The organism is Pseudomonas sp. Sample_10, from assembly GCF_004321495.1.
Taxonomy (GTDB): Bacteria; Pseudomonadota; Gammaproteobacteria; order Pseudomonadales; family Pseudomonadaceae; genus Aquipseudomonas.
In genome coordinates this window covers 1-19,959 of sequence record NZ_RCOE01000123.1, presented here as the reverse complement: position 1 = coordinate 19,959, position 19,959 = coordinate 1, and the positions used below count along the sequence as shown (strand labels likewise).

Annotated in this window: 19 protein-coding genes; 9 read left to right on the top strand and 10 right to left on the bottom strand. The window is 59.9% G+C overall.

What is annotated here, in order from left to right:
- Nucleotides 1–27: 27 nt before the first annotated feature.
- Nucleotides 28–1,221 (bottom strand): 4-hydroxybenzoate 3-monooxygenase, encoded by a 1,194-nt coding sequence (gene pobA / locus D8U18_RS12300; protein ID WP_056852714.1) that lies wholly within the window; start codon nt 1,219–1,221, stop codon nt 28–30.
- A 180-nt stretch (nt 1,222–1,401) separates the two neighbouring features.
- Between pobA and D8U18_RS12295 the strand changes: the two genes are divergently transcribed.
- Nucleotides 1,402–2,298, top strand: a complete 897-nt coding sequence (locus D8U18_RS12295) for a helix-turn-helix domain-containing protein (protein ID WP_056852713.1) — start codon at nt 1,402–1,404, stop codon at nt 2,296–2,298.
- Between the two features lie 8 nt (nt 2,299–2,306).
- Here the strand turns inward: D8U18_RS12295 and D8U18_RS28730 are convergent, their stop codons facing one another.
- Together D8U18_RS28730 and D8U18_RS12290 are read right to left on the bottom strand one after the other, a co-directional pair.
- A complete protein-coding gene (locus tag D8U18_RS28730) occupies nt 2,307–2,483 on the bottom strand; it encodes a hypothetical protein (protein ID WP_162837843.1) in 177 nt (58 codons plus the stop codon).
- 192 nt (nt 2,484–2,675) lie between these two features.
- Nucleotides 2,676–3,557, bottom strand: coding sequence for a LysR substrate-binding domain-containing protein (locus D8U18_RS12290; RefSeq protein WP_056852711.1), 882 nt, complete (start codon nt 3,555–3,557; stop codon nt 2,676–2,678).
- Between the two features lie 161 nt (nt 3,558–3,718).
- Between D8U18_RS12290 and D8U18_RS12285 the strand changes: the two genes are divergently transcribed.
- The 6 genes from D8U18_RS12285 (at nt 3,719) to D8U18_RS12260 (ending at nt 11,156) form a co-directional block, all read left to right on the top strand.
- Nucleotides 3,719–5,356 (top strand): 5-guanidino-2-oxopentanoate decarboxylase, encoded by a 1,638-nt coding sequence (locus tag D8U18_RS12285; RefSeq protein WP_131107707.1) that lies wholly within the window; start codon nt 3,719–3,721, stop codon nt 5,354–5,356.
- Complete coding sequence (locus tag D8U18_RS12280; RefSeq protein WP_131107706.1) at nt 5,353–6,801, top strand: aldehyde dehydrogenase family protein; 1,449 nt, start codon at nt 5,353–5,355, stop codon at nt 6,799–6,801. Before D8U18_RS12285 ends, D8U18_RS12280 begins: the two co-directional genes overlap by 4 nt.
- Before the next feature lie 218 nt (nt 6,802–7,019).
- Entirely contained in the window at nt 7,020–8,123 is a 1,104-nt protein-coding gene (locus D8U18_RS12275; RefSeq protein ID WP_056852708.1) for an extracellular solute-binding protein, read from the top strand.
- A 205-nt stretch (nt 8,124–8,328) separates the two neighbouring features.
- Nucleotides 8,329–9,237: an ABC transporter permease gene (locus tag D8U18_RS12270; protein WP_056852707.1), complete on the top strand. Its 909-nt coding sequence runs from the start codon at nt 8,329–8,331 to the stop codon at nt 9,235–9,237.
- Nucleotides 9,234–10,082 (top strand): ABC transporter permease, encoded by an 849-nt coding sequence (locus D8U18_RS12265; protein WP_056852706.1) that lies wholly within the window; start codon nt 9,234–9,236, stop codon nt 10,080–10,082. Before D8U18_RS12270 ends, D8U18_RS12265 begins: the two co-directional genes overlap by 4 nt.
- A gap of 18 nt (nt 10,083–10,100) precedes the next feature.
- On the top strand, nt 10,101–11,156 hold the full coding sequence (locus D8U18_RS12260) for an ABC transporter ATP-binding protein (protein ID WP_056852705.1): 1,056 nt from the start codon (nt 10,101–10,103) through the stop codon (nt 11,154–11,156).
- A gap of 152 nt (nt 11,157–11,308) precedes the next feature.
- Here the strand turns inward: D8U18_RS12260 and D8U18_RS12255 are convergent, their stop codons facing one another.
- The gene (locus D8U18_RS12255; protein ID WP_056852704.1) at nt 11,309–12,238 is read right to left on the bottom strand and encodes an AraC family transcriptional regulator; all 930 of its coding nucleotides are present in this window, start codon (nt 12,236–12,238) and stop codon (nt 11,309–11,311) included.
- Between the two features lie 332 nt (nt 12,239–12,570).
- On the opposite strand from D8U18_RS12255, the gene D8U18_RS12250 reads away from it, so the two are divergent.
- Both D8U18_RS12250 and D8U18_RS12245 read left to right on the top strand, forming a co-directional pair.
- The gene (locus tag D8U18_RS12250; protein WP_130905921.1) at nt 12,571–12,924 is read left to right on the top strand and encodes an antibiotic biosynthesis monooxygenase family protein; all 354 of its coding nucleotides are present in this window, start codon (nt 12,571–12,573) and stop codon (nt 12,922–12,924) included.
- Between the two features lie 41 nt (nt 12,925–12,965).
- Nucleotides 12,966–13,196: a hypothetical protein gene (locus D8U18_RS12245; protein WP_056852702.1), complete on the top strand. Its 231-nt coding sequence runs from the start codon at nt 12,966–12,968 to the stop codon at nt 13,194–13,196.
- Here the strand turns inward: D8U18_RS12245 and D8U18_RS12240 are convergent, their stop codons facing one another.
- From D8U18_RS12240 to D8U18_RS12210, 6 genes are all read right to left on the bottom strand, one after another.
- Entirely contained in the window at nt 13,197–13,826 is a 630-nt protein-coding gene (locus tag D8U18_RS12240; protein WP_131107705.1) for a flavin reductase family protein, read from the bottom strand.
- Between the two features lie 257 nt (nt 13,827–14,083).
- Nucleotides 14,084–14,338, bottom strand: coding sequence for a hypothetical protein (locus tag D8U18_RS12235; RefSeq protein WP_056852700.1), 255 nt, complete (start codon nt 14,336–14,338; stop codon nt 14,084–14,086).
- Nucleotides 14,339–14,675: 337 nt separating this feature from the next.
- Complete coding sequence (locus D8U18_RS12230; protein WP_056852699.1) at nt 14,676–15,995, bottom strand: MFS transporter; 1,320 nt, start codon at nt 15,993–15,995, stop codon at nt 14,676–14,678.
- A 302-nt stretch (nt 15,996–16,297) separates the two neighbouring features.
- A complete protein-coding gene (locus tag D8U18_RS12225) occupies nt 16,298–17,623 on the bottom strand; it encodes a sigma-54 dependent transcriptional regulator (protein ID WP_056852698.1) in 1,326 nt (441 codons plus the stop codon).
- Nucleotides 17,623–19,383: an ATP-binding protein gene (locus tag D8U18_RS12220; protein ID WP_130906554.1), complete on the bottom strand. Its 1,761-nt coding sequence runs from the start codon at nt 19,381–19,383 to the stop codon at nt 17,623–17,625. Before D8U18_RS12220 ends, D8U18_RS12225 begins: the two co-directional genes overlap by 1 nt.
- A 234-nt stretch (nt 19,384–19,617) precedes the next feature.
- Nucleotides 19,618–19,959: fumarate hydratase C-terminal domain-containing protein (locus tag D8U18_RS12210; protein WP_177435016.1), on the bottom strand; the 342-nt coding region annotated here is incomplete at its 5' end.

The window sequence follows — 19,959 nt, the reverse complement described above, 5'->3', positions numbered from 1 at the left end:
TGCTCGCCAGTTTAAATCGATAGCAGCCTATTCGATAGCCTCGTAGGGAAGCCCGACATAGTTTTCTGCAATGGTTTTTCGCCCGGCCTCGGAATCGACGAAGTAATCCAGCTCCGACTCGGCGATGCGCTGGCTGAATGCATCGTGATCGTCGAAACGGTGCAGCATCGAGGTCATCCACCAGGAAAACCGCTCGGCTTTCCACACCCGACGCAGGCAGATTTGCGAGTATTTCTCGAGCAAGTCGAGGCGATCTTCGCGATAAACCTTGAGCAGGATATTGAACAACGTACTGACGTCACTGGCCGCCAGATTCAAACCTTTGGCACCGGTGGGGGGGACGATGTGCGCGGCATCGCCGACCAAAAACATCCGGCCGTACTGCATGGGTTCGACCACGAAGCTGCGCAGCGGCGCGATGCTTTTTTCGATGGACGGACCGGTCACCAGCTTCTGCGCCAAGGTCTGCGGCAGGCGGGTTTTGAGTTCGTCCCAGAAGCGTTGATCGGACCAGTTCTCGACCTGTTCATCGGCCGGGACTTGCAGGTAATAACGAGTGCGCGTGGCCGAACGCATGCTGCACAGGGCAAAACCACGTTCGTGGCGGGCGTAGACCAGTTCTTCGTGTACTGGCGGGGTGTCGGCCAGTATTCCCAGCCAACCGAACGGATAGACCCGCTCGAAGACTTTCAGGCTATCGCTGGGAATCGATTGACGCGCGACACCATGAAAGCCATCGCAGCCGGCGATATACGCGCAATCGAGGCGATAGGTTTCGCCATTCTTTTCAAAAGTGATGAAGGGCTCATCGGTTTTCATGCCGTGGGGAACGACATTGCTCGCTTCATAAATTGTCTGCGCCCCCGCGACCTGACGAGCGGCCATCAGGTCACGTGTAACCTCGGTCTGGCCGTAGATCATTACGGTTTTACCACCGGTGAGGGCCTGCAGGTCAATGTGCACCTGACGCCCATCGAGGGCCAGTTCGAAGCCGCCATGGACCAACCCCTCGGCGTCCATGCGCTTGCTCACACCGGCCTGGCGCAACAGCTCTACCATGCCTTGTTCGAGGACTCCGGCACGGATGCGACCGAGGACATAGTCCGGGGTCTGACGTTCGAGGATAAGGGTGTCGATTCCGGCGTTGTGCAGCAACTGGCCGAGTAGCAGACCGGAAGGGCCAGCACCAATAATGGCAACTTGGGTTTTCAGCGTTTTCATTGTTTTTATGACTCGCAAGCTTCACGCGGCCAGAGCCGCTGAATGATTTTATGGATCGAGTGCTTGCATTTTTCTCTCGCGGGTCTGTCAATTGAAGGTGAAAACTGAGCTGATACCTGTTCATTTTGCCAATCGGTGCGATTATCGCCCGTCATCTATTCCGAGGCCTGGATTGAAGTGATGAACAAGCCTGACCTGCCTTCGATTCCAGTGTTCAAGCTCTACGGTGAAAGCCTGGATTGGCCGACCCCCGACTTGCTGCACTGTGAGACCATTTCCAAACGCAGCCGCGAACATCAATGGGAAATCAAACCGCATCGCCATGCCGATTTATGCCAGTTGCTCTTCGTATTCAAAGGTCAGGCAGAGCTTGAAATCGAAGGTAAACGTACTCAACTGAGCGAACCGGCTATCCAGATCCTGCCACCACTGTCGGTGCACGGCTTCCGTTTTTCCGAGGATGTCGAAGGCTTTGTGGTCACGCTTGCCGCGCCGTTGATCGCCCATTTGCAGCAGCAACTGGGGCATTCGGTGAACGCCTTGGCCCAAGCGGAAAGCTATCCTGCGGGGCAGGACGGTGAGTACCTCAACAGTCTGTTCAGTGCGCTGCAAAATGAGTACACCAGCCATCAACCGGCGCGGGAAATGCTGATGCATTCGCTGGTCAGTGTGATCATGGTGTGGGTCAGCCGCCAGGTGATCCAGCGTCATTCAGCCAGCCAACGGCCGCAGCGTGCCCGCGAGTACCTCAACGGTTACATCCAGCTGGTGGAAGAGACCTATCGCCAGCACGTCAAGGTCGAGGACCTGGCCCATCGCCTGGGGATTTCCGTTTCCCATCTCAACGGCACGTGCCGTGAGCTGGCCGGGCAGCCGGCATTGCAGATCATGCATGAGCGGCAATTGCTGGAAGCCAAGCGCTTGCTGACCTACACCAGCATGACCATCTATGAAATGTCCGACGTGTTGGGGTTTTCAGATCCGACCAACTTCACGCGCCTGTTCCGGCGTCGGGTGGGAATCTCGCCAAAGGCCTTCCGCGACCGCTTGAAGGCCGATCAGGACAACGAGGCCTGACGCCTTGGCTATCGAAGGGCGTTGAGGGTCGCGTTGTGGGGAATGCAACGCTCGAAATTGCAGCTGGCGTACTCACGGGGCAGATTGCGCAACTGCTCCACGCGCCAGGCTGCTGCGCCATACAACCCGAGCGTGACCGCGCAGGTGATGAAAATGGCCAGGTACCTTCTTGTTTTGATGTTCATGGCGTTGACCTCTGAACGAATACCCTGCGGTATTACCTTGAGCATAGGTCAGCGCGGATGAGTTGCCAGCCAGACAGGCTGTGCATTTGATCCGATATTCAGAACACTGATGAACCCCTGTGACCTTGTGAGAATCCCTGAACCCTGTGGGAGCCGGCTCGCTCCTACAGGGGCAGTGATGGATTTCGGGTTTTATCGCGACTGCGCCTGCTCCACCAACCAGCCCATCAATTCCCGCAACTTCGGTGAAGGTTCTGGTTTTTCCGGGAATACCAGGTAATACGCCAGTCCCGTCGTCACCTTCAATTCGAATGGCATGACCAGTCGCCCGGCATCCAGGTCGTCGCCGATCAACGACCAATCGCCAATCGCCACCCCCGTTCCCTGGGATGCCATCGACATCGCCAGATCAAGGGTCTCGAAGTGCTGGCCCTTGCCGACATTGCTCAGTTTCACATCCGCTGCTTTCAACCAGGCCTTCCAGTCCCGCTCATCGCGTGTGGGGTGTAGCAGCAGATGCTGTTGCAAATCGGCCGGAGTCTGCAGCGGTATCGGCCCTTCGAGCATGGGCTTGGAACAGACCGGTGTCAGTTGCTCGTCGAACAGTTTCTGCGACATCAGAGCAGTGTCTGGTGGTGTGCCGTACATGACCGCCGCATCGAATTGCTCGCGGTGAAAGTCCACACCGTGCTTGATCGTGGTGGTCAGCTCCACGGGGACATCCGGGCGTTCCTTTTGCCATTGCAACAGGCGCGGCAACAACCAGCGCATGACGCACGTCGGCGCCTTGAGTTGCAGGGTTTCACGCTTCTCGCCGATCTGCTCAACGGCCTCGTCGATCAATCCGAAAATCTGCTGCACCCGTGGCAGCCACTCCCTTCCTTCGGCTGTCAGGCTCAGGCCTCGCGCCTGGCGGATAAACAATTCATAACCGAGAAAATCTTCCAGCCCGGCGATCTGTCGGCTTACCGCTCCTTGGGTGATGTGCAGCTGTTCGGCAGTCCGGGTGAAGTTGCAGCACTGCGCGGTAATCAGAAAAGTATGCAGCGCCGGCAGGGGAGGCAGTCGTTTCATTGAGATCCAAGGTATGACGTGAGGACATGGCTAGTATGATTTTTTATCCATTGTTGCGGCTATGTGTCGCCCGTTCCAATGAGGCCATCCCTGGACCTGCGAATCCATCATAAACACAGCGCAGGCCCGGCGTCTCAAATCGAACAAGAAGGGCAATTCACATGGCGACGTGCGGCGAAGTGTTGGTCAAGTTACTCGAGAATTATGGTGTCGAGCAGGTGTTCGGCATTCCGGGCGTTCACACCGTGGAGCTGTATCGCGGGCTGGCCCGTTCGAGCATCAACCACGTCACACCACGTCATGAGCAGGGCGCCGGTTTCATGGCCGACGGCTACGCCCGCACCAGCGGCAAACCGGGTGTGTGCTTCATCATCACCGGCCCAGGCATGACCAACATCACCACCGCCATGGGCCAGGCTTACGCCGATTCGATTCCGATGCTGGTGATCTCCAGCGTGCAATCGCGCAGCCAACTAGGCGGCGGTCGCGGCAAGCTGCACGAACTGCCGAACCAGGGCGCATTGTGTGCCGGTGTAGCGGCGTTCTCCCACACCCTGATGTCGGCGGCCGAGTTGCCGGGCGTACTGGCCCGCGCTTTTTCGCTGTTCCAGGCCGGCCGTCCGCGCCCGGTGCACATTGAAATTCCGCTGGACGTCCTGGTGGAAGACGCCGACGACTTGCTCAGCAGCCTGCCGGTCACTATCGACCGCGCCGGCGCTGCGCCTTCGGCCGTTTCGCGCATGACTGAGTTGCTGGCCGGCGCCAAACGTCCACTGATCCTCGCCGGTGGCGGGGCCATCGATGCCGCTGCCGAGCTGACTGAACTGGCCGAGTTGCTCGACGCTCCGGTGGCACTGACCATCAACGCCAAAGGCATGCTTGAATCCGCGCATCCGTTGTTGATCGGCTCGACCCAGAGCCTGGTCGCCACGCGCGCGCTGGTCGCCGAGGCCGACGTGGTGTTGGCCATCGGCACCGAACTGGCGGAAACCGACTATGACGTGACCTTCGCTGGCGGTTTCGAGATTCCCGGCAAGCTGCTGCGTATCGATATCGACCCGGACCAGACCGTGCGCAATTACCCGCCGCACGTTGCGCTGGTGTCCGACTCGCGCAACGCCGCACAAGCGTTGTTGAGCGCGTTGTCGCACAAATCCCTGGCTGAGCGCCGTAACGATTGGGGCCAGGTTCGCGCCGCCCGTTTGCGTGAAGAGCTGGCCGCGAGCTGGGATGCACCGACCCTGGCCCAGACGCGTTTCCTCGAAACCGTTTTGCAGGAGTTGCCCAACGCCGTGTTCGTTGGCGATTCCACTCAGCCGGTGTACACCGGCAACCTGACCTTCAACCCGGAACGCCCGCGTCGCTGGTTCAACTCGTCCACCGGCTACGGCACCCTCGGTTACGCCCTGCCGGCGGCGATTGGCGCCTGGCTCGGTGGCAGCGTTGAAAGCGGCGCCCGCCCGCCGGTTGTGTGCCTGATCGGCGACGGTGGCCTGCAGTTCACCCTGCCGGAACTGGCCAGCGCCGTGGAAGCGCGCACACCAGTGATCGTGCTGCTGTGGAATAACCAGGGCTACGAAGAGATCAAGAAATACATGGTCAACCGTGCCATCGAACCGGTGGGTGTCGACATCTATACCCCTGACTTCATCGGCGTGGCCAAGGCCCTGGGTTGCGCTGCCGAGGCCGTCAGCGGTGTCGAGCCATTACGTAGTGCGCTGCGTGCCGCCACCGATCGCCAAGGCCCGACTCTGATTGAAATCGATCAGACCCAGTGGATGCAGGCGGTGTCGAAATGAACTTCCCAACCACACTGGATGGCCTGTACATCGACGGCCAATGGTCGGCAGGCAACGAACACCTGCGCGTGATCAACCCGGCAACCGAAGCGCTGCTGACCACCGTCAATGGCGGCGACGAACGTGCCGTCGAGCAAGCCGTCAGCGCGGCGACCAAGGCCTTCACCGACTGGTCGAAAACCACTGGCGCCGAGCGCGGCGCGATCCTGCGCAAAATCGCCGCGGGCGTGCAAGCCGGGCGCGAACAACTGATGCATTTGCAGTCGAGCAACAACGGTAAACCGCTGTTCGAGGCGGCCATCGACGTCGATGACGTGATCGCCACCTTCGAGTATTACGCCGGTCTCGCCGAAGGCCTGGATGCAAAACAGGACAGCGCCGTCGAATTGCCGACCGATGATTTCAGCGCGCGCCTGCGCCGTGAACCCTGCGGTGTGGTCGGCCTGATCGTGCCGTGGAATTTCCCGATGGTCACCACCGCATGGAAGCTGGCCCCGGCGTTGGCCGCGGGTTGCTGCGTGGTGCTCAAGCCTTCGGAAGTGACGCCGCTGCCGGAGCTTGAACTGGCCGCGATCATCGCTGAAGCCGGCGTGCCTGCCGGTGTGTTCAACCTGGTTTGCGGTACCGGCCTGGCCGTGGGTGCCCCCCTCTCGGCAGACCCGCGCATCGCCAAAATCTCCTTCACTGGCAGCAACGCGGTAGGCGTGCAGGTCATGCAGCGCGCCGCAGAAACCGTGAAGGGCGTGAGCCTGGAACTGGGCGGCAAATCTTCATTGCTGGTACTGGCCGATGCCGATCTCGACCTGGCGGTGGAAGTGGCGTGCGGCGGCGGTTTCTTCAACGCCGGGCAGATGTGCTCCGCCACCAGCCGTGTACTGGTCGCCGAGGAACTGGCTGAAGCGTTCCTGACGCGGATCAAGGCTCGTGCCGAAGCGATTCGCGTGGCGGACCCGTTCGACCCGAACGTGGAGATGGGCGCGCTGGTCAATCAGGCGCAATACCAACGCGTGCTTGGTCATATCGATCGCGGTTTGAGTGCCGGTGCGAGGCTGGTGTGCGGCGGTAATCGTCCGGCGGATCTGCCGCGCGGATATTTTTTGCAGCCGACGGTTTTCACCGATGTGCCCCTGGACAGTGCGCTGTGGTGCGAAGAGATTTTCGGCCCGGTGATCTGCGTGCGCCGTTTCACCTCCGAAGCCGAAGCGATTGCCCTGGCCAATGACAGCCAGTTCGGCCTGGTGGCCAGTGTGGTCACGCGTAACGCTGAAACCGCTGACCGTGTCGCCAACGCTTTGCAGGCGGGGCTGGTGTGGATCAACGCGCCTCAGGTGATCTTCCCGCAGACCGCTTGGGGCGGCTACAAGCAGAGCAGCATCGGCCGCGAATTGGGGCCGTGGGGCTTGCAGGCTTTCCAGGAAATCAAACACGTGATTCGCGCCGTCTGAAGGCACGAAAAAGGTGAGCGCATGCCTCGCAAGGAGGCATGCGTCGGCGTCATGGCTTCGATGAGTTTTTATCGATAGTCAGCTGTTTTACACGACTTCAGGATGAACTCGCTGGCCCGGTAAAGCCCCCGAAAATACGAGGGGTAAACGCTGATCCAGTCGCGCGGATGCAACAGTTTCGACCTGCCTTATACCTACAAAAACAAAGGGAGTCCGTAATGGGCGAGCATGATCTGAACAGACGTCAATTCATCAAGACCGTGGGCGTAGCCTCGGTTGCAGCGGCCGCCATGAGCTTGCCGTTCGTCAAGGCCAATGCCAGCGATACCCGCTTCACCGGCAAGACCCTGCGCCTACTGACCTGGTCGGATGACACCGGCCTGGCTGCATTGCGCAATATCGCTGCGACATTCGAAGACAAGTACGGCTGCAAGGTCATCGCCGACCGCACCGGCAGTACTTCGGAAATGGTCGCCAAACTCAAGGCCGGCGGTGATCGCCCGCAGTACGACATCATCACCCTGGCCGGCGTCGGCGCCGAAGGTCTGGCCGCCGCCAACCTGTTGGAAAAGCCCGACCTCAACCGCATCCCCAACATCGTCGATGTGCCGGAAAAATACCGCACCGGCGCCAATGGTCACGGCATCGGTTACCTGCTCTGGTGCAACAGTCTGGTCTACAGCACGCGCACCCAGAAAGAAGCGCCGACCAGCTACGCCTCCCTGTGGGACGCCGACGCGGCACCGAACATCTTCCTGCCGCCACCGAACTGGACCGAGGCCATGGACCTGATCATCATCGCTGCCAAACTGGCCGGCGGTGACGAGCACAACATCGAGCCTGGCTTCAAGAAACTCGCCGAACTGAAAGATCGCGTAGTGACCCTGGGCGAAAACCCGAACCAGATCGCCGAACTGTTCCGCACCGGTTCCCTGGACATGGGTGGCCTGTACGCGCCGGCGTTCTTCCCGAAACAGATCCGCGATCCGAACTACGGCCTGGGCGCCACGTTCGGCATGAAGGAAGGTTTCTACACCGACCTGATGCTGTCGGTGATGCCGAAGAATCGTCCGGGCGACACCGACATGGCGTATGCCTTCATCAACCATTCTCTGGACCCGCTGGTGCAGGGCAAGATGGCCGAGGACATCTACAACGGTCCGGTCAACGCCAAGGCGATCATCTCCGCCGAAGCGCGCAAGAGCCCGTACATCCTCACGCCGGAGCAGATTGCCGAGAAGGCGATCATGCACGACAACGCTTTCCTGGCGACTGTGCATGACCAATGGATTCGTCGTTACACGGAAATCTTTTCTTCCTGATTTCTGAGGTTCAAGGATTTTTTGTGGCGAGGGAGCTTGCTCGCGCTCGGCTGCGCAGCAGCCGCATAACCAGGCTCCGCGTTCTATCAGAACCAACGCGGTGGTTGATTGGGGTCGCTAAGCGACCCAGCGGGAGCAAGCTCCCTCGCCACAGGTTCTTGCTCGATCTCAGTCTTGCTGCTTTCCATTGACGAGACCCTTTGCTATGGAACACCAACCTCTGACCCACCCGGTGAGTGCCGTGCCCACGCGCGCCAATCGCGGTGTTTCGCCGACCGCGCGTGCCTGGTTTTTCCTGACACCGTCGATGCTGTTTCTCGGCGTGCTGATTGCCGCGAGCCTGTTGGTACTGCGCATGAGCGTGGGCACCAAGGGCGCGGAATGGTCCGGGTTCAGCCTGGCCAGTTACGCCCAGTTGCTGGAACCCTATTACCTCAAATCCCTGATGCTGACTCTGCGCCTGGCGTTGATCAGCGCGGTGATCGCCGTGATCCTGGCGATCCCGGTGGCCTACACCATGTCGCGACTGACCTCACCGTTCGTGCGTCGAATCTTCCTGGCGGCGGTGCTGTTGCCGTTGTTGGTCAACCTGTTGCTGCAAAGCTACGGCTGGCTGGTGATTCTCGGCCCGGGCGGCATGCTCAACCAGGCACTGATGGGGCTGGGCCTGATCAAGCGTCCCATCATGCTGCTGTACAACCAGAACGGCGTGTTGATGGGCCTGGTGCAAACCGCGTTTCCATTGGCCGTGTTGCCGATCGCCAGCGCCATGCGCGGTGTCGCCCGCAGCTACGAAGAAGCCGCCGCCACCCTCGGCGCCAGTCGCTTCCAGGTGTTCCGCCAAGTGGTATTGCCGATGAGCCTGCCTGGGATCATTACCGGTGCAACGTTGGTGTTCGCCTACAACGCCAGCAGTTTCGTGGTGCCGCTGCTGCTCGGTGGCCGTCGCGTGCCGATGCTGGCGGTGATGGTGCATGACCAGATCGCCCCGCTGATGAACTGGCCCGCCGCATCCGCTGCCGGTGTGGTGCTGATCGTCACGACACTGGCGATCATGACCTTGTCCGAATACATAACCGGCCGTCGTCGACGCATGCTGGAGGCTTCGCAATGAGTACCCTGACCAAGAAGCGTTATGGGCTGTTGCCCGGCGAGACCGGCAAGTTCGCCGGCATCCTTTCCGGCTTCATTCTGCTGCTGGCGGTGCTGCCGATCCTGACCATGATCGTCATGTCCTTCAGTGGCGCATCGAACCTTGATTTCCCGCCGAGCAGCTACAGCCTGCAATGGTACAAGGCCGCCTGGCACACCTTCGTCTCGCCCGATTCCAGCGACGTGTTGAGCCTTGGCCAGGCCATGACCACCAGCCTCATGGTGTCGTGCCTGACCATGGTCTTCGCCACGATCATCGCGGTGCCGGCAGCGTACGCATTGACCCGTTGCGAGTTCCGCGGCAAGGCCGTGGCACTGCAACTGATGTCGTTGCCACTGGTGTTCCCGATGGTAGTGTTGGGGCTGGCATTGTTGCTGGTGTTCGACAGCCTGCCATTCCACATGACCACCTCGCGATTGGTGATTGCCCACGTCATCCTGGCGTTGCCGTTCGTGGTGAAGAACTGCACGGCGGCCATGCTTTCCATCGGCAGCGAAGTCGAGGAGGCCGCACAAATGCTCGGCGCCTCACCCCTGCGGGCGATTGTCGATGTGGTGGTGCCGTTGATGAAGTCGGGGATCCTGGCGGGCATGCTGCTGGCGTTCATCGTCTCGTTCAACGAATTCACCGTGACCTATTTCCTCTACACCATCGATGTGATGACCGTGCCGATCTGGATGTACAGCCGCACTGTGTCTTCGCTCGACCCCACCGTTTTTTCGTTTGCCGTGCTGATCGTGTTGATCGACTTTGTCCTGATTTGGGCACTCGAAAAACTGGTCGGTGAAGGTGGCGTTTCGTTCTGATTTCTTGAGGTGATTCTTATGTCTGGTCTGATTCTGGAAAACGTCGAGAAACATTACGGCTCGGCCTGCGCGGTAAAAGATGTAAACCTGCATTTGCCCGAGGGCAAACTGGTGTGTTTCCTCGGTCCTTCGGGCTGTGGCAAAACCACATTGCTGCGCATGATTGCCGGGCTGGAAACCCTGAGCGGCGGCGAGATACGCCTCGACGGTGAAGACATTGGCCATACGCCTGCGCACCTGCGTAATTTCGGCATGGTGTTTCAGTCCCTGGCATTGTTCCCGCACATGACGGTGGGGGAGAACATCGCCTATCCGCTGAAACTGCGTGGGGTCAGCAAGGCTGACCAGCAGGCGCGGGTGGTGGAGTTGCTGGAGTTGATCCAGCTGCAACCGATGATCAATCGTCCGGTCGCCAAACTCTCGGGCGGCCAACGCCAGCGCGTGGCGATTGCCCGGGCGATTGCTTCGCACCCGAAAATCCTGCTGCTCGACGAGCCGTTGTCGGCGCTCGATGCCAAGTTGCGTGAGTCGATGCAGGTGGAAATCCGTCAGCTGCAACAGCGTCTGAACATCACCACCATCATGGTCACCCACGACCAGCGCGAGGCCATGACCATGGCCGATATCGTCGTGGTGCTGGGTGAGCACAAGGTGCAGCAGGTGGGTACGCCAATCGAGATTTACCGTCATCCGGCTAACGAATTCGTCGCGGATTTCATCGGCTCCGGCAACATTTTCCCGGCCACGGTACTGGGCAACGGCCAGGTCAGTTTGCCGGGCGGGGACGCGCTGAAGGTGCCAATCTGCAGCAGCATCGTGGTTGGCGAGAAAGTGAAGATGCTGATCCGCCCGGAAGACCTGCAACTGTCGGCTCCTCAGGCCACGGCGGGCAACCGCTTGCTGGGCAAGGTGACGTTTGTGCGTGATATCGGCGCGACCATCGAGACGACGGTGGAGTGTTCCGGGGTGACGTTCACTGCGCTGAGCACGCCGTGTCAGGGTTTTGGTTTGAGCGTCGGGCATCCGGTGTCGGTGACCCTTCCTGCCGAGGCTTGTCGGGTACTCGGCGCCTGATCCAGGGTTCGTATTGCCTCAAATGGCCTCATCGCTGGCAAGCCAGCTCCCACAGTGATTGTGGTTTTCACAAGATTGTGTGAACACCGACGAATCCTGTGGGAGCTGGCTTGCCAGCGATGGCGTCAGCTGTAACAACAAAAAAATCTGGATCAGACGCTCAAACGCAACCGCGCCAAATCCCTCAAGGGTGGAGCCCCGAACAACCGACTGTACTCCCGGCTGAACTGCGAGGGGCTTTCATACCCCACGCGATACCCGGCCGCCGAAGCCTCCAAGCCTTCCGCCAGCATCAAACGCCGCGCTTCCTGCAGGCGCAGCTGTTTCTGATACTGCAGCGGACTCATCGCCGTCATCGCCTTGAAGCGGTGGTGCAGCGTCGAGACGCTCAAGTTCACCTCTTTGGCCAGATCATCGATGCGCAGTGGCTGTTCGAAGTTGCCATTGAGCCATTTGATCGCCTGGCTGATGCGATGGCTCTGGCTATTGGCAATGGCGATTTCGTACAACCTGTGCCCCTGCTTGCTGCGCAACAGCCGATAGAGAATTTCCCGACGAATCAGGGGCGCGAGCATGGCGATGTCCTTCGGCGTGTCGAGCAAGCGTGCCAGGCGTAGCACGGCGTCGAGCATCGCGCTGTCCAGCCGTTCGACGTACAAGCCGCGTCCGGTCGGGCGGGTTGGCACACCGATCGGGCCGGCGTCGGCAATCAGCGCGGAGATTTCTGCGGGGTCGATGTCCAGCCGCACAGCCAGGATCGGCTCCTCGGCCGAAACATTCACCACTCGACCACTGAGCGGCATCGAGACCGAGACCACCAGGTAATTGAGCGGGTCGTAATTGAAGAACTCATCGGCCAGCCGTACTTCCTTGCGGCCCTGGGCCATGATGCACAGCGCGGGTTGCGCGAGCACCGGGGCGAATTCGTGGTTTTGACTATGGCGTGACATGAACAGCGAGCCCACGGCGGTGGCATAACTGCCATCTTCCGCGGTGTTGCGACGAATGATCGCCGCCAGTTCCGCACGCTGTTTCTCCATCTCGATGTCCAGCGCAGCTTCAAAGTGATCGAGTGACGACATGCAAGGCATCCTCGGCAAGGTGATGGGGCAAAGCATATGTTTGTGCAAGCCGCGGTGGTAGACACATTCTGTCGAATGCTTGCCTGATTCTGCATGAGGATGTTTTTTCGACCCCGCAAGCGAGAGCGTAGAGCCCCAAAGTTGCTTGAAACTCAGAAGGCAGAGCCGTGACAGTGTTTTACACAATGTTGCAGGCAGCCCGCGTACTTTCGCAGGATTGTGCAACGCGGCGGCAGAAATCGACTAACGGAAAACCCGCAGTGGCCCTTAACCTTTGATCCTGTCGCAGCCCGTCCCCCGGCTGCCACTCGACTCCCCGGGAGGGTTGAACCATGTCCAAGCAGATCCCCGTCAGTCATATGGCTTTCGTTCGAGCGCGCGCCGGGCGTTCACAAGAACTCGGTTTGCGCCTGAGTGCGTTGATCGAGCCGTCCCGTGCAGCGCCAGGCTGCCTGAGCTTTACCTTGCAACACTCACAATGCGATCCGGATCTGTGGCTGGTGTCCGGCTTCTGGAGCAATCAACAGGCGATGACCGCGTATTTCAACACCCCGGCCATGGAGATTTTTGCCGAGCTGGTGCAGGAACTGGTGGTCAACAGCCTGGATTTCCATACCTTCAAGGATGTCTCGCAGGCGCAGGCCTTGCGTCAGTCCGGGGTAGCGGTACACAAACTGGCCGGTTGAGGGTTTAATGGCTGCATTCTCAACCAGCCAGGATGCGCGACATGGCACGCAAAGCCTTTGAAACCTTCGAAGCAGTATCGGCCGTAATCCCCCGTGAAGGCGGGTATTACGCGGCAATCGCGACCAAAGCCATTGGCGGCTCCGGTGCGCCTCGTTTCAACAAACTGCTGGAAGAGCAGACCTTCAAGACCGCCAAGGAAGCGGACGAAGCCGCCGCCCTGCAACTGACCCATCTCAAGGGCGTTGGCGAAGACGGCGAACTGATCTGGTAATTACTTCACCGCTCCCGGGCGGTACATTTTGAACAATGCCTCAGGTCCCAGCTGGAAGTAATCCGCTGGCCCGCCGCCGCGCAGAATCGGTTCTGCCGCGGCGGTGTCGTATACCCCATCCTTCAGCAGCCATTTGGCGATATGCACGGCGACCACTTCGCCGAGGATCAGCCAACTCGGCACCACATCGCCGTCCGCTCGTTGCAACTGAATGATCTGCGTGACCTTGCATTCGAAAGACACCGGGCTTTCGGCAACTCGCGGCACCTGAATGATTTTCGACGCCACGGGGGTCAGCCCGGACAATTCGAATTCATCGACTTGCGGCTCGACCATGGCGCAACTCTGGTTCATCTGTTCGGCCAATGGCCGAGTAGCCAGGTTCCAGGCGAACTCGCCGGTCTGTTCAATGTTGTTCAGGCTGTCTTTGCGCCCGACGCTGGAGAACCCGATGATCGGCGGAATGTAGTTGAAAGCGTTGAAAAAGCTGTAAGGCGCCAGGTTCAAGCGGCCGTCGGCATCCTGGGAAGAAATCCAGCCGATGGGGCGCGGGCCTACGATCGCGTTGAATGGATCGTGGGGCAGGCCGTGGCCATTGGCGGGTTCGTAGTAGTGGATGTCGTCGGGCATAGGCTTTTGTTCCTGAGGACTTGATTCGCAAGAGCGTCATAGTGCAAGGGCAAACCGCTAATTTCCAGTCAGAAAAAAATCCTGTAGGAGCGAGCCTGCTCGCGATGCGGTCCGTCATTCAACATCTCAATCGACTGACAGTCAGTCATCGCGAGCAGGCTCGCTCCTACAGATTTTGTGATAAGTGCACAAATTTTCAATGCTCTGGAAAAGACCAGGCCCGGCCGAAGCCGGGCTATGGTGCCGTGGATTGGGATTTAGCTGACTGACGCACCGCCGGTGCGGTCATAACCATCTTCAGCGACAGTGGCGCCGCCGGTGCGGTCGTAGCCGTCTTCAGCAACGGTGGCGGAGCCAGTACGGTCATAGCCGTCAGCGGCGACAGTAGCGGAGCCGGTGCGATCGTAGCCATCTGCTGCAACGGCGGAACCGGTGCGGTCGAAACCGTCGGCGGCGAAGGTGTTGGCGGCCAGTACGGACAGGGCGATGGCGAGGAACAGTTTGGTTTTCATCTTCATTCTCCAGATTCTTTGGCGTGGTGTGTCTTGGGCATGGGTTTCATGCTACGCCAGTTAAACTGATTAAAAAGCGCAAAATAATGCTAAAAACAATCGATTAAGTAGATATTAACGCCGTCAGACGGTTCCGCTTTCAGGGACTGAATGGGCGCATCGCACTTGATCGAACAGGCCGTTTGAGGATGGTCAGCAAGCATTAACTCGTGATTAATCTGCCGTGGTGTGTCGTTAACAAATTGTTTAATCAATGGCCGCGAATGTCGGCAGTGTGTTTTTCAAAAAAAAAGGGCAGACCCGAAGGTCTGCCCTTTTTGCTGAAGCGCGCCTGGACTTAGTCCGTGACGATCCGCGAATGCTTACGGGTGTCTTTCATGGTGATGTACACCAGCAACGACACGGCGATGCACGCGGTGACATACCAGTAGTAACCGGTTTCCATGCCGATGCTCTTGAACCACAGTGCGATGTATTCAGCGGTACCGCCGAAGATCGATACGGTCAGTGCGTACGGCAGGCCTACGCCCAGGGCGCGGATTTCGGTCGGGAACAGTTCGGCTTTCACCACGGCGTTGATCGAGGTGTAGCCGCTGACAATGATCAGTGCCGCCATGATCAGGAAGAACGCGCCCCACCAGGTGGTGATGGTGTGCAGGGTAGTGAGGATCGGCACGGTGAACAGCGTTCCCAGAATGCCGAAGGCAATCAGGATCGGCCGACGACCGATTTTATCCGACAGCCCGCCGATGACCGGTTGCAGGCACATGAACAGGAACAGCGTGGCGGCGGAAATGGTGGTGGAGTCGGAGATGCTCATGCCGACGGTGTTCACCAGGTACTTCTGCATGTAGGTGGTGTAGGTGTAGAACGCCAGCGTACCGCCCATGGTCAGGCCGACCACGGTCATCAGTTCCTTCGGATGGCGCATCAAGGTGCGCATGGCGCTTTCCTTGGCCTTTTCTTTCTTGGTGAACGATTCGGTTTCTTCCATGCCGCGACGCAGGTAGAGCGCGACCACTGCGCACAGCGCGCCGATGGCGAACGGAATGCGCCAGCCCCAGGCGTACAACTCTTCGGTGGTCAGCAGGTTCTGCAGCACGATCAACACGCCCAGTGCTATGAGCTGACCGGAAATCAGGGTCACGTACTGGAAGCTGGAGAAGAAGCCACGACGCTCCTTGGTTGCCATCTCGCTGAGGTAAGTGGCGGAGGTGCCGTATTCGCCACCCACCGACAGGCCCTGCAGCAACCGGGCGAACACCAGAAGGATCGGCGCACCGATACCGATGGTTTCATAGCCAGGGCTCAGGGCGATCAGCAGCGAGCCGAAGCACATCAGGTAGACGGAGGCCATCAGGGCCTTTTTGCGTCCGACCTTGTCGGCGTACAGGCCCATCAGCCAGCCGCCGATCGGGCGCATCAGGAAGCCCACGGCGAAGATCGCCGCGGTGTTCAGCAATTGTGCAGTGGTGTCGCCTTTGGGGAAGAAGGTCTTGGCGAAGTACAGGGAGAAAGCGGCGTAGACGTACCAGTCATACCATTCGACCATGTTGCCGACGGAGCCACTGAAGATCGATTTGATACGGCTGGAGGTGGTGCGTTGTTTTGTCGACACGGCAGCCGACCCACGGGGCAGGGAACTGGAGTTATCCATTGAAGGATCCTTCGTTTAATTATTTTATGAAGCGCGCGTAAACGCAGGCTGCCGGGGCTATAGCAGGAGCTGTGCCAACGGCGAGAGGGCCGGTTTAGAAGGGGTAGGCAGGTTTTATGAGCGGAAATCCGCTTATGGCGTGCAGGGCGAGAAGCGGATTTCCGCCGAAACAGATCGTTCCTACGCTCCGCGTGGGAATGCAGCCCGGGACGCTCCGCGTCCCAAAAGCCGAACGCGGAGCGTCCGTTGAGGCATTCCCACGCGGAGCGTGGGAACGATCAAAAATGAGGTCCGTCCAGACGCTACAGGAACATCTCTCGGGTCAACCCGTGCCGCTGCATCTTTTCATTGAAGGTCCGGCGCGGCAGTTGCAGTTCCTCAAGCACCGATTTCACATCGCCTTTGTGCCGCATCAGTGCCGCGCGCAGGCACTGCGCTTCAAAAGCTTCCTGTTGCGCTGCCAGTGACTGCCCGGGTTCGACGGCCAACAGCTCCGGCTCATCAAGGCCCAGGACCTGGCGCTCGGCGACGTTGGCCAGTTCGCGCACGTTGCCAGGCCAGTCATGACTCAGCAGATGGCTCAGCTGCGCGCCGCTCAACGGTGGAAATTTGCGTCCCAGGCGTTCGGCAGCGTTCTGCGCGAAGGATTCGAACAGCAACGGTATGTCTTCACGGCGTTCGCGCAAGGGCGGCAGACGCAATTGAGCGACGTTCAACCGATAGGCCAGATCTTCGCGAAAACGACCGGCCCGCGCTTCATCAAGCAGGTCCGGTTTGGTCGCGGCGATGATGCGCAGGTCTACCCGGATACTCTGGTTCGAGCCCAATCGCTCCAGCTTTTGTTCCTGCAACACCCGCAGCAGTTTCACCTGCTGCGCCAGCGGCATGCTTTCGATTTCATCGAGGAACAGCGTGCCGCCGTCGGCGTATTCGAGCTTACCGATACGCTTGCCTTGTGCCCCGGTGAACGCACCGCTTTCGTGGCCGAACAGTTCGGCCTCGAACAGTTGCTCAGGGATTGCCGCGCAGTTGAGCGCGACAAAGGGTTTGTCGGCCCGTGGGCCGAAGTCGTGCAGGCAGCGGGCAACCAATTCCTTGCCGCTACCGGTTTCACCGCGGATCAACACATTGACCGGCAACGACGCCAGATCCAGTACCTGTCGACGCAAAGTCTGCAAGCCACGGGACACGCCGAGCAGTGTGGCATCGAGCTTGGCGCGGTTGTCCGCCTGCTCATGCAGGGCGCGGTTTTCCAGTACCAGGCGACGCTTGTCCAGCGCCCGGCGCAGGCTGCCGAGCAAGGTTTCCGGGCTGAAAGGTTTCTCGAGAAAGTCATAGGCGCCATCGCGCATGGCGTCGACGGCCATCGGTACATCGCCGTGACCGGTCAGCAGTATCACCGGCAGGTCAGCGTCGCGGCGTTGCACTTCGGCCAGCAGTTCCAGGCCGCTCATTCCGGGCATGCGCACGTCACTGAGAATCACCCCGGCAAAATGCCTGGGCAGCTGCGCCAGGCACTCTTCGGCGCGGCTGAACAATTGCACGTCAAAACCGGACAGGCTCAGCCATTGCTCGACGGCGCTGCGAATGCTGCTTTCGTCGTCGACCACCATCACAGAATTGAGCATCAGCCTTGGGCCTCCAGGTCGATCGGCAAGGTCAGGGTGAACACCGCGCCATTACCGTGATTATCCGCGGTCAATCGCCCGCCCGCTTCGTGAACGATGGCGAACGAAACGGCCAGGCCGATGCCCAGCCCGTCGCCCACGGGTTTGGTGGTGAAAAACGGATCGAACACCTTGGGCAGATTTTCTTCTGCGATGCCGCTGCCATTGTCGATGACGCTCAGTCGCCACAATTGTTCATCAGCCTGGAGACGGATTTCCAGGCGTTTGCAGGGTTTATCCTGCATCGCATCGAGGGCGTTGCGCAGCAGATTGATCAACACCTGCTCCAGGCGAATCGCATCCCCGCGCACCCATGCCGGACGCGTCATATGCAGCACGGTGCTGACTTGCTCGTCGCGCAAGCGAGTGTCGAGCAATTGCAATGACTGGTCGACCACCGCCGCCAGGTCCAGGCGTTCGCGCAAGCCGCTGGGGCTTTTGCGGGCGAAGGTTTTCAAGTGCCCGGTGAGGGCGGCCATGCGGGTCAGCATGTCGTCCAGCGGTTTGAGCGCCTGGTACGCTTCATCGACGCGGCCATGATCGAGCAGCAGACGCAAAGTAGCCAGTTGCATACGCTGGGCCGTCAGTGGCTGATTGATTTCATGGGCCAGTGCCGCCGACATCTGACCGAGGGCGGCGAGCTTGGCTGATTGCACCAGGCCTTCCTGGGCGGTGCGCAAATCGCGGGTGCGCTCCTCCACCAGTTGTTCAAGTTCTTCGCGGCTGCGTTGGCGTATCTTCGCCAGGCGCCAGCGCTGGTGGAGAAACAGCAGCAGAAACACCACCGTCAGCCACAACCCGGCAGCGGCAAGCGCGGCGTTGCGGCTGTCCTCGAAGGCCACCTGCGGACGGCGCAGCAAGTGCAACGTCCAGCCTTCGGCGGCGAGCGGCAGCGATTCCCACAGGTAATCGGCACGGCCGTCCGGGCCATTGACCCGTGTCAGCGCACTGTTGTCGTCGAAGTGGCGCAGCACTTGGTAGTCCAGCGGCATCAGCGGTTGCTTGTCGTATTGGCGGGTCGCCTTGAGCTCGGCGTGATCGCTGGCACTGAGTGGCTGTAAATGGCGATAGCGCCATCCCGGTTGATTGGCAATGAAGATGACCCCGCGGGCGTCGCTGACCAGCAACGTGTCGCTGCCCTGGCGCCATTCGCGCTCCAGTTCCGGAAACTCCAGTTTCACCACCATGGCGCCGAGAAACTGGCCGTCGTCGTTGGTGACGGCGCTCGACAGGAAGTAACCGGGAATGCCACTGGTCACGCCCACGGCATAAAAACGCCCGGTGCCTTGGGTGCGGGTCTGGCTGAAATAGGGCCGAAAACCATAGTTGTGGCCGACATAACTGCTGGGCAAACGCCAGTTGCTTGCCGCCACGGCCAGCCCCGTACGGTCGAGCAATTCCAGGGTCGAAGAGTCGGCCGCACCGTTGATTCTTTCGAGTTTACGGTTCAGCACATCCTGCTGCTCGGGGCTCACCGGGCCTTTGAGGGCGTCGCGCAATTGCGGGTCCAGCGCCAGCACCGAGGGCAGGGCGCGGTAACGTTCGATCAGCGTATGCAACGATGTGGCATACAGCGCCAATTGCTGATTGGCCCGTGCCGCGTCTTCGATCATTGATTGGCGCACGGTATGGCGCATGGCCAACGTGGCAACGAGGGCGGCGCCGGCGATGATGACGACGGTATAGACCGTCAGGCGCAAGGGGCGAGAAAACTCGAACATGCTGCATTACACACGGGGGAACGGAGGGGGCGCACCATAACATGGCCACGCGATCCCCTGTAGAAGCGAGCCTGCTCGCGATGGACGTCAACGATGACGCGGGCTGCCTGAATGAGCGCGGTGCCTTTGCGTCCATCGCGAGCAGGCTCGTTCCTGCTGGGGGATGTGCGGGCAATAAAAAAGGCGACAGGAGCACAGCTCCGGTCGCCTTTTCCTGCGGGGCAGTCTAAGCGCTTACTGCACTTCCACCGCCAGGCTTTCACTGATCTTTTGCTGCCAGATGGCAGGACCGGTGATGTGTACCGACTCGCCCTTGCTGTCGACCGCAACGGTCACAGGCATGTCTTTTACGTCGAACTCGTAGATCGCTTCCATGCCCAGTTCGGCGAAAGCCACTACGCGGGATTTCTTGATCGCTTGCGCCACCAGGTAAGCCGCGCCGCCGACTGCCATCAGGTAAACGGCTTTGTGGTCCTTGATCGCGTCGATGGCGGTCGGGCCGCGCTCGGATTTGCCGATCATGCCCAGCAGGCCGGTTTGCTCGAGGATCTGACGGGTGAACTTGTCCATCCGCGT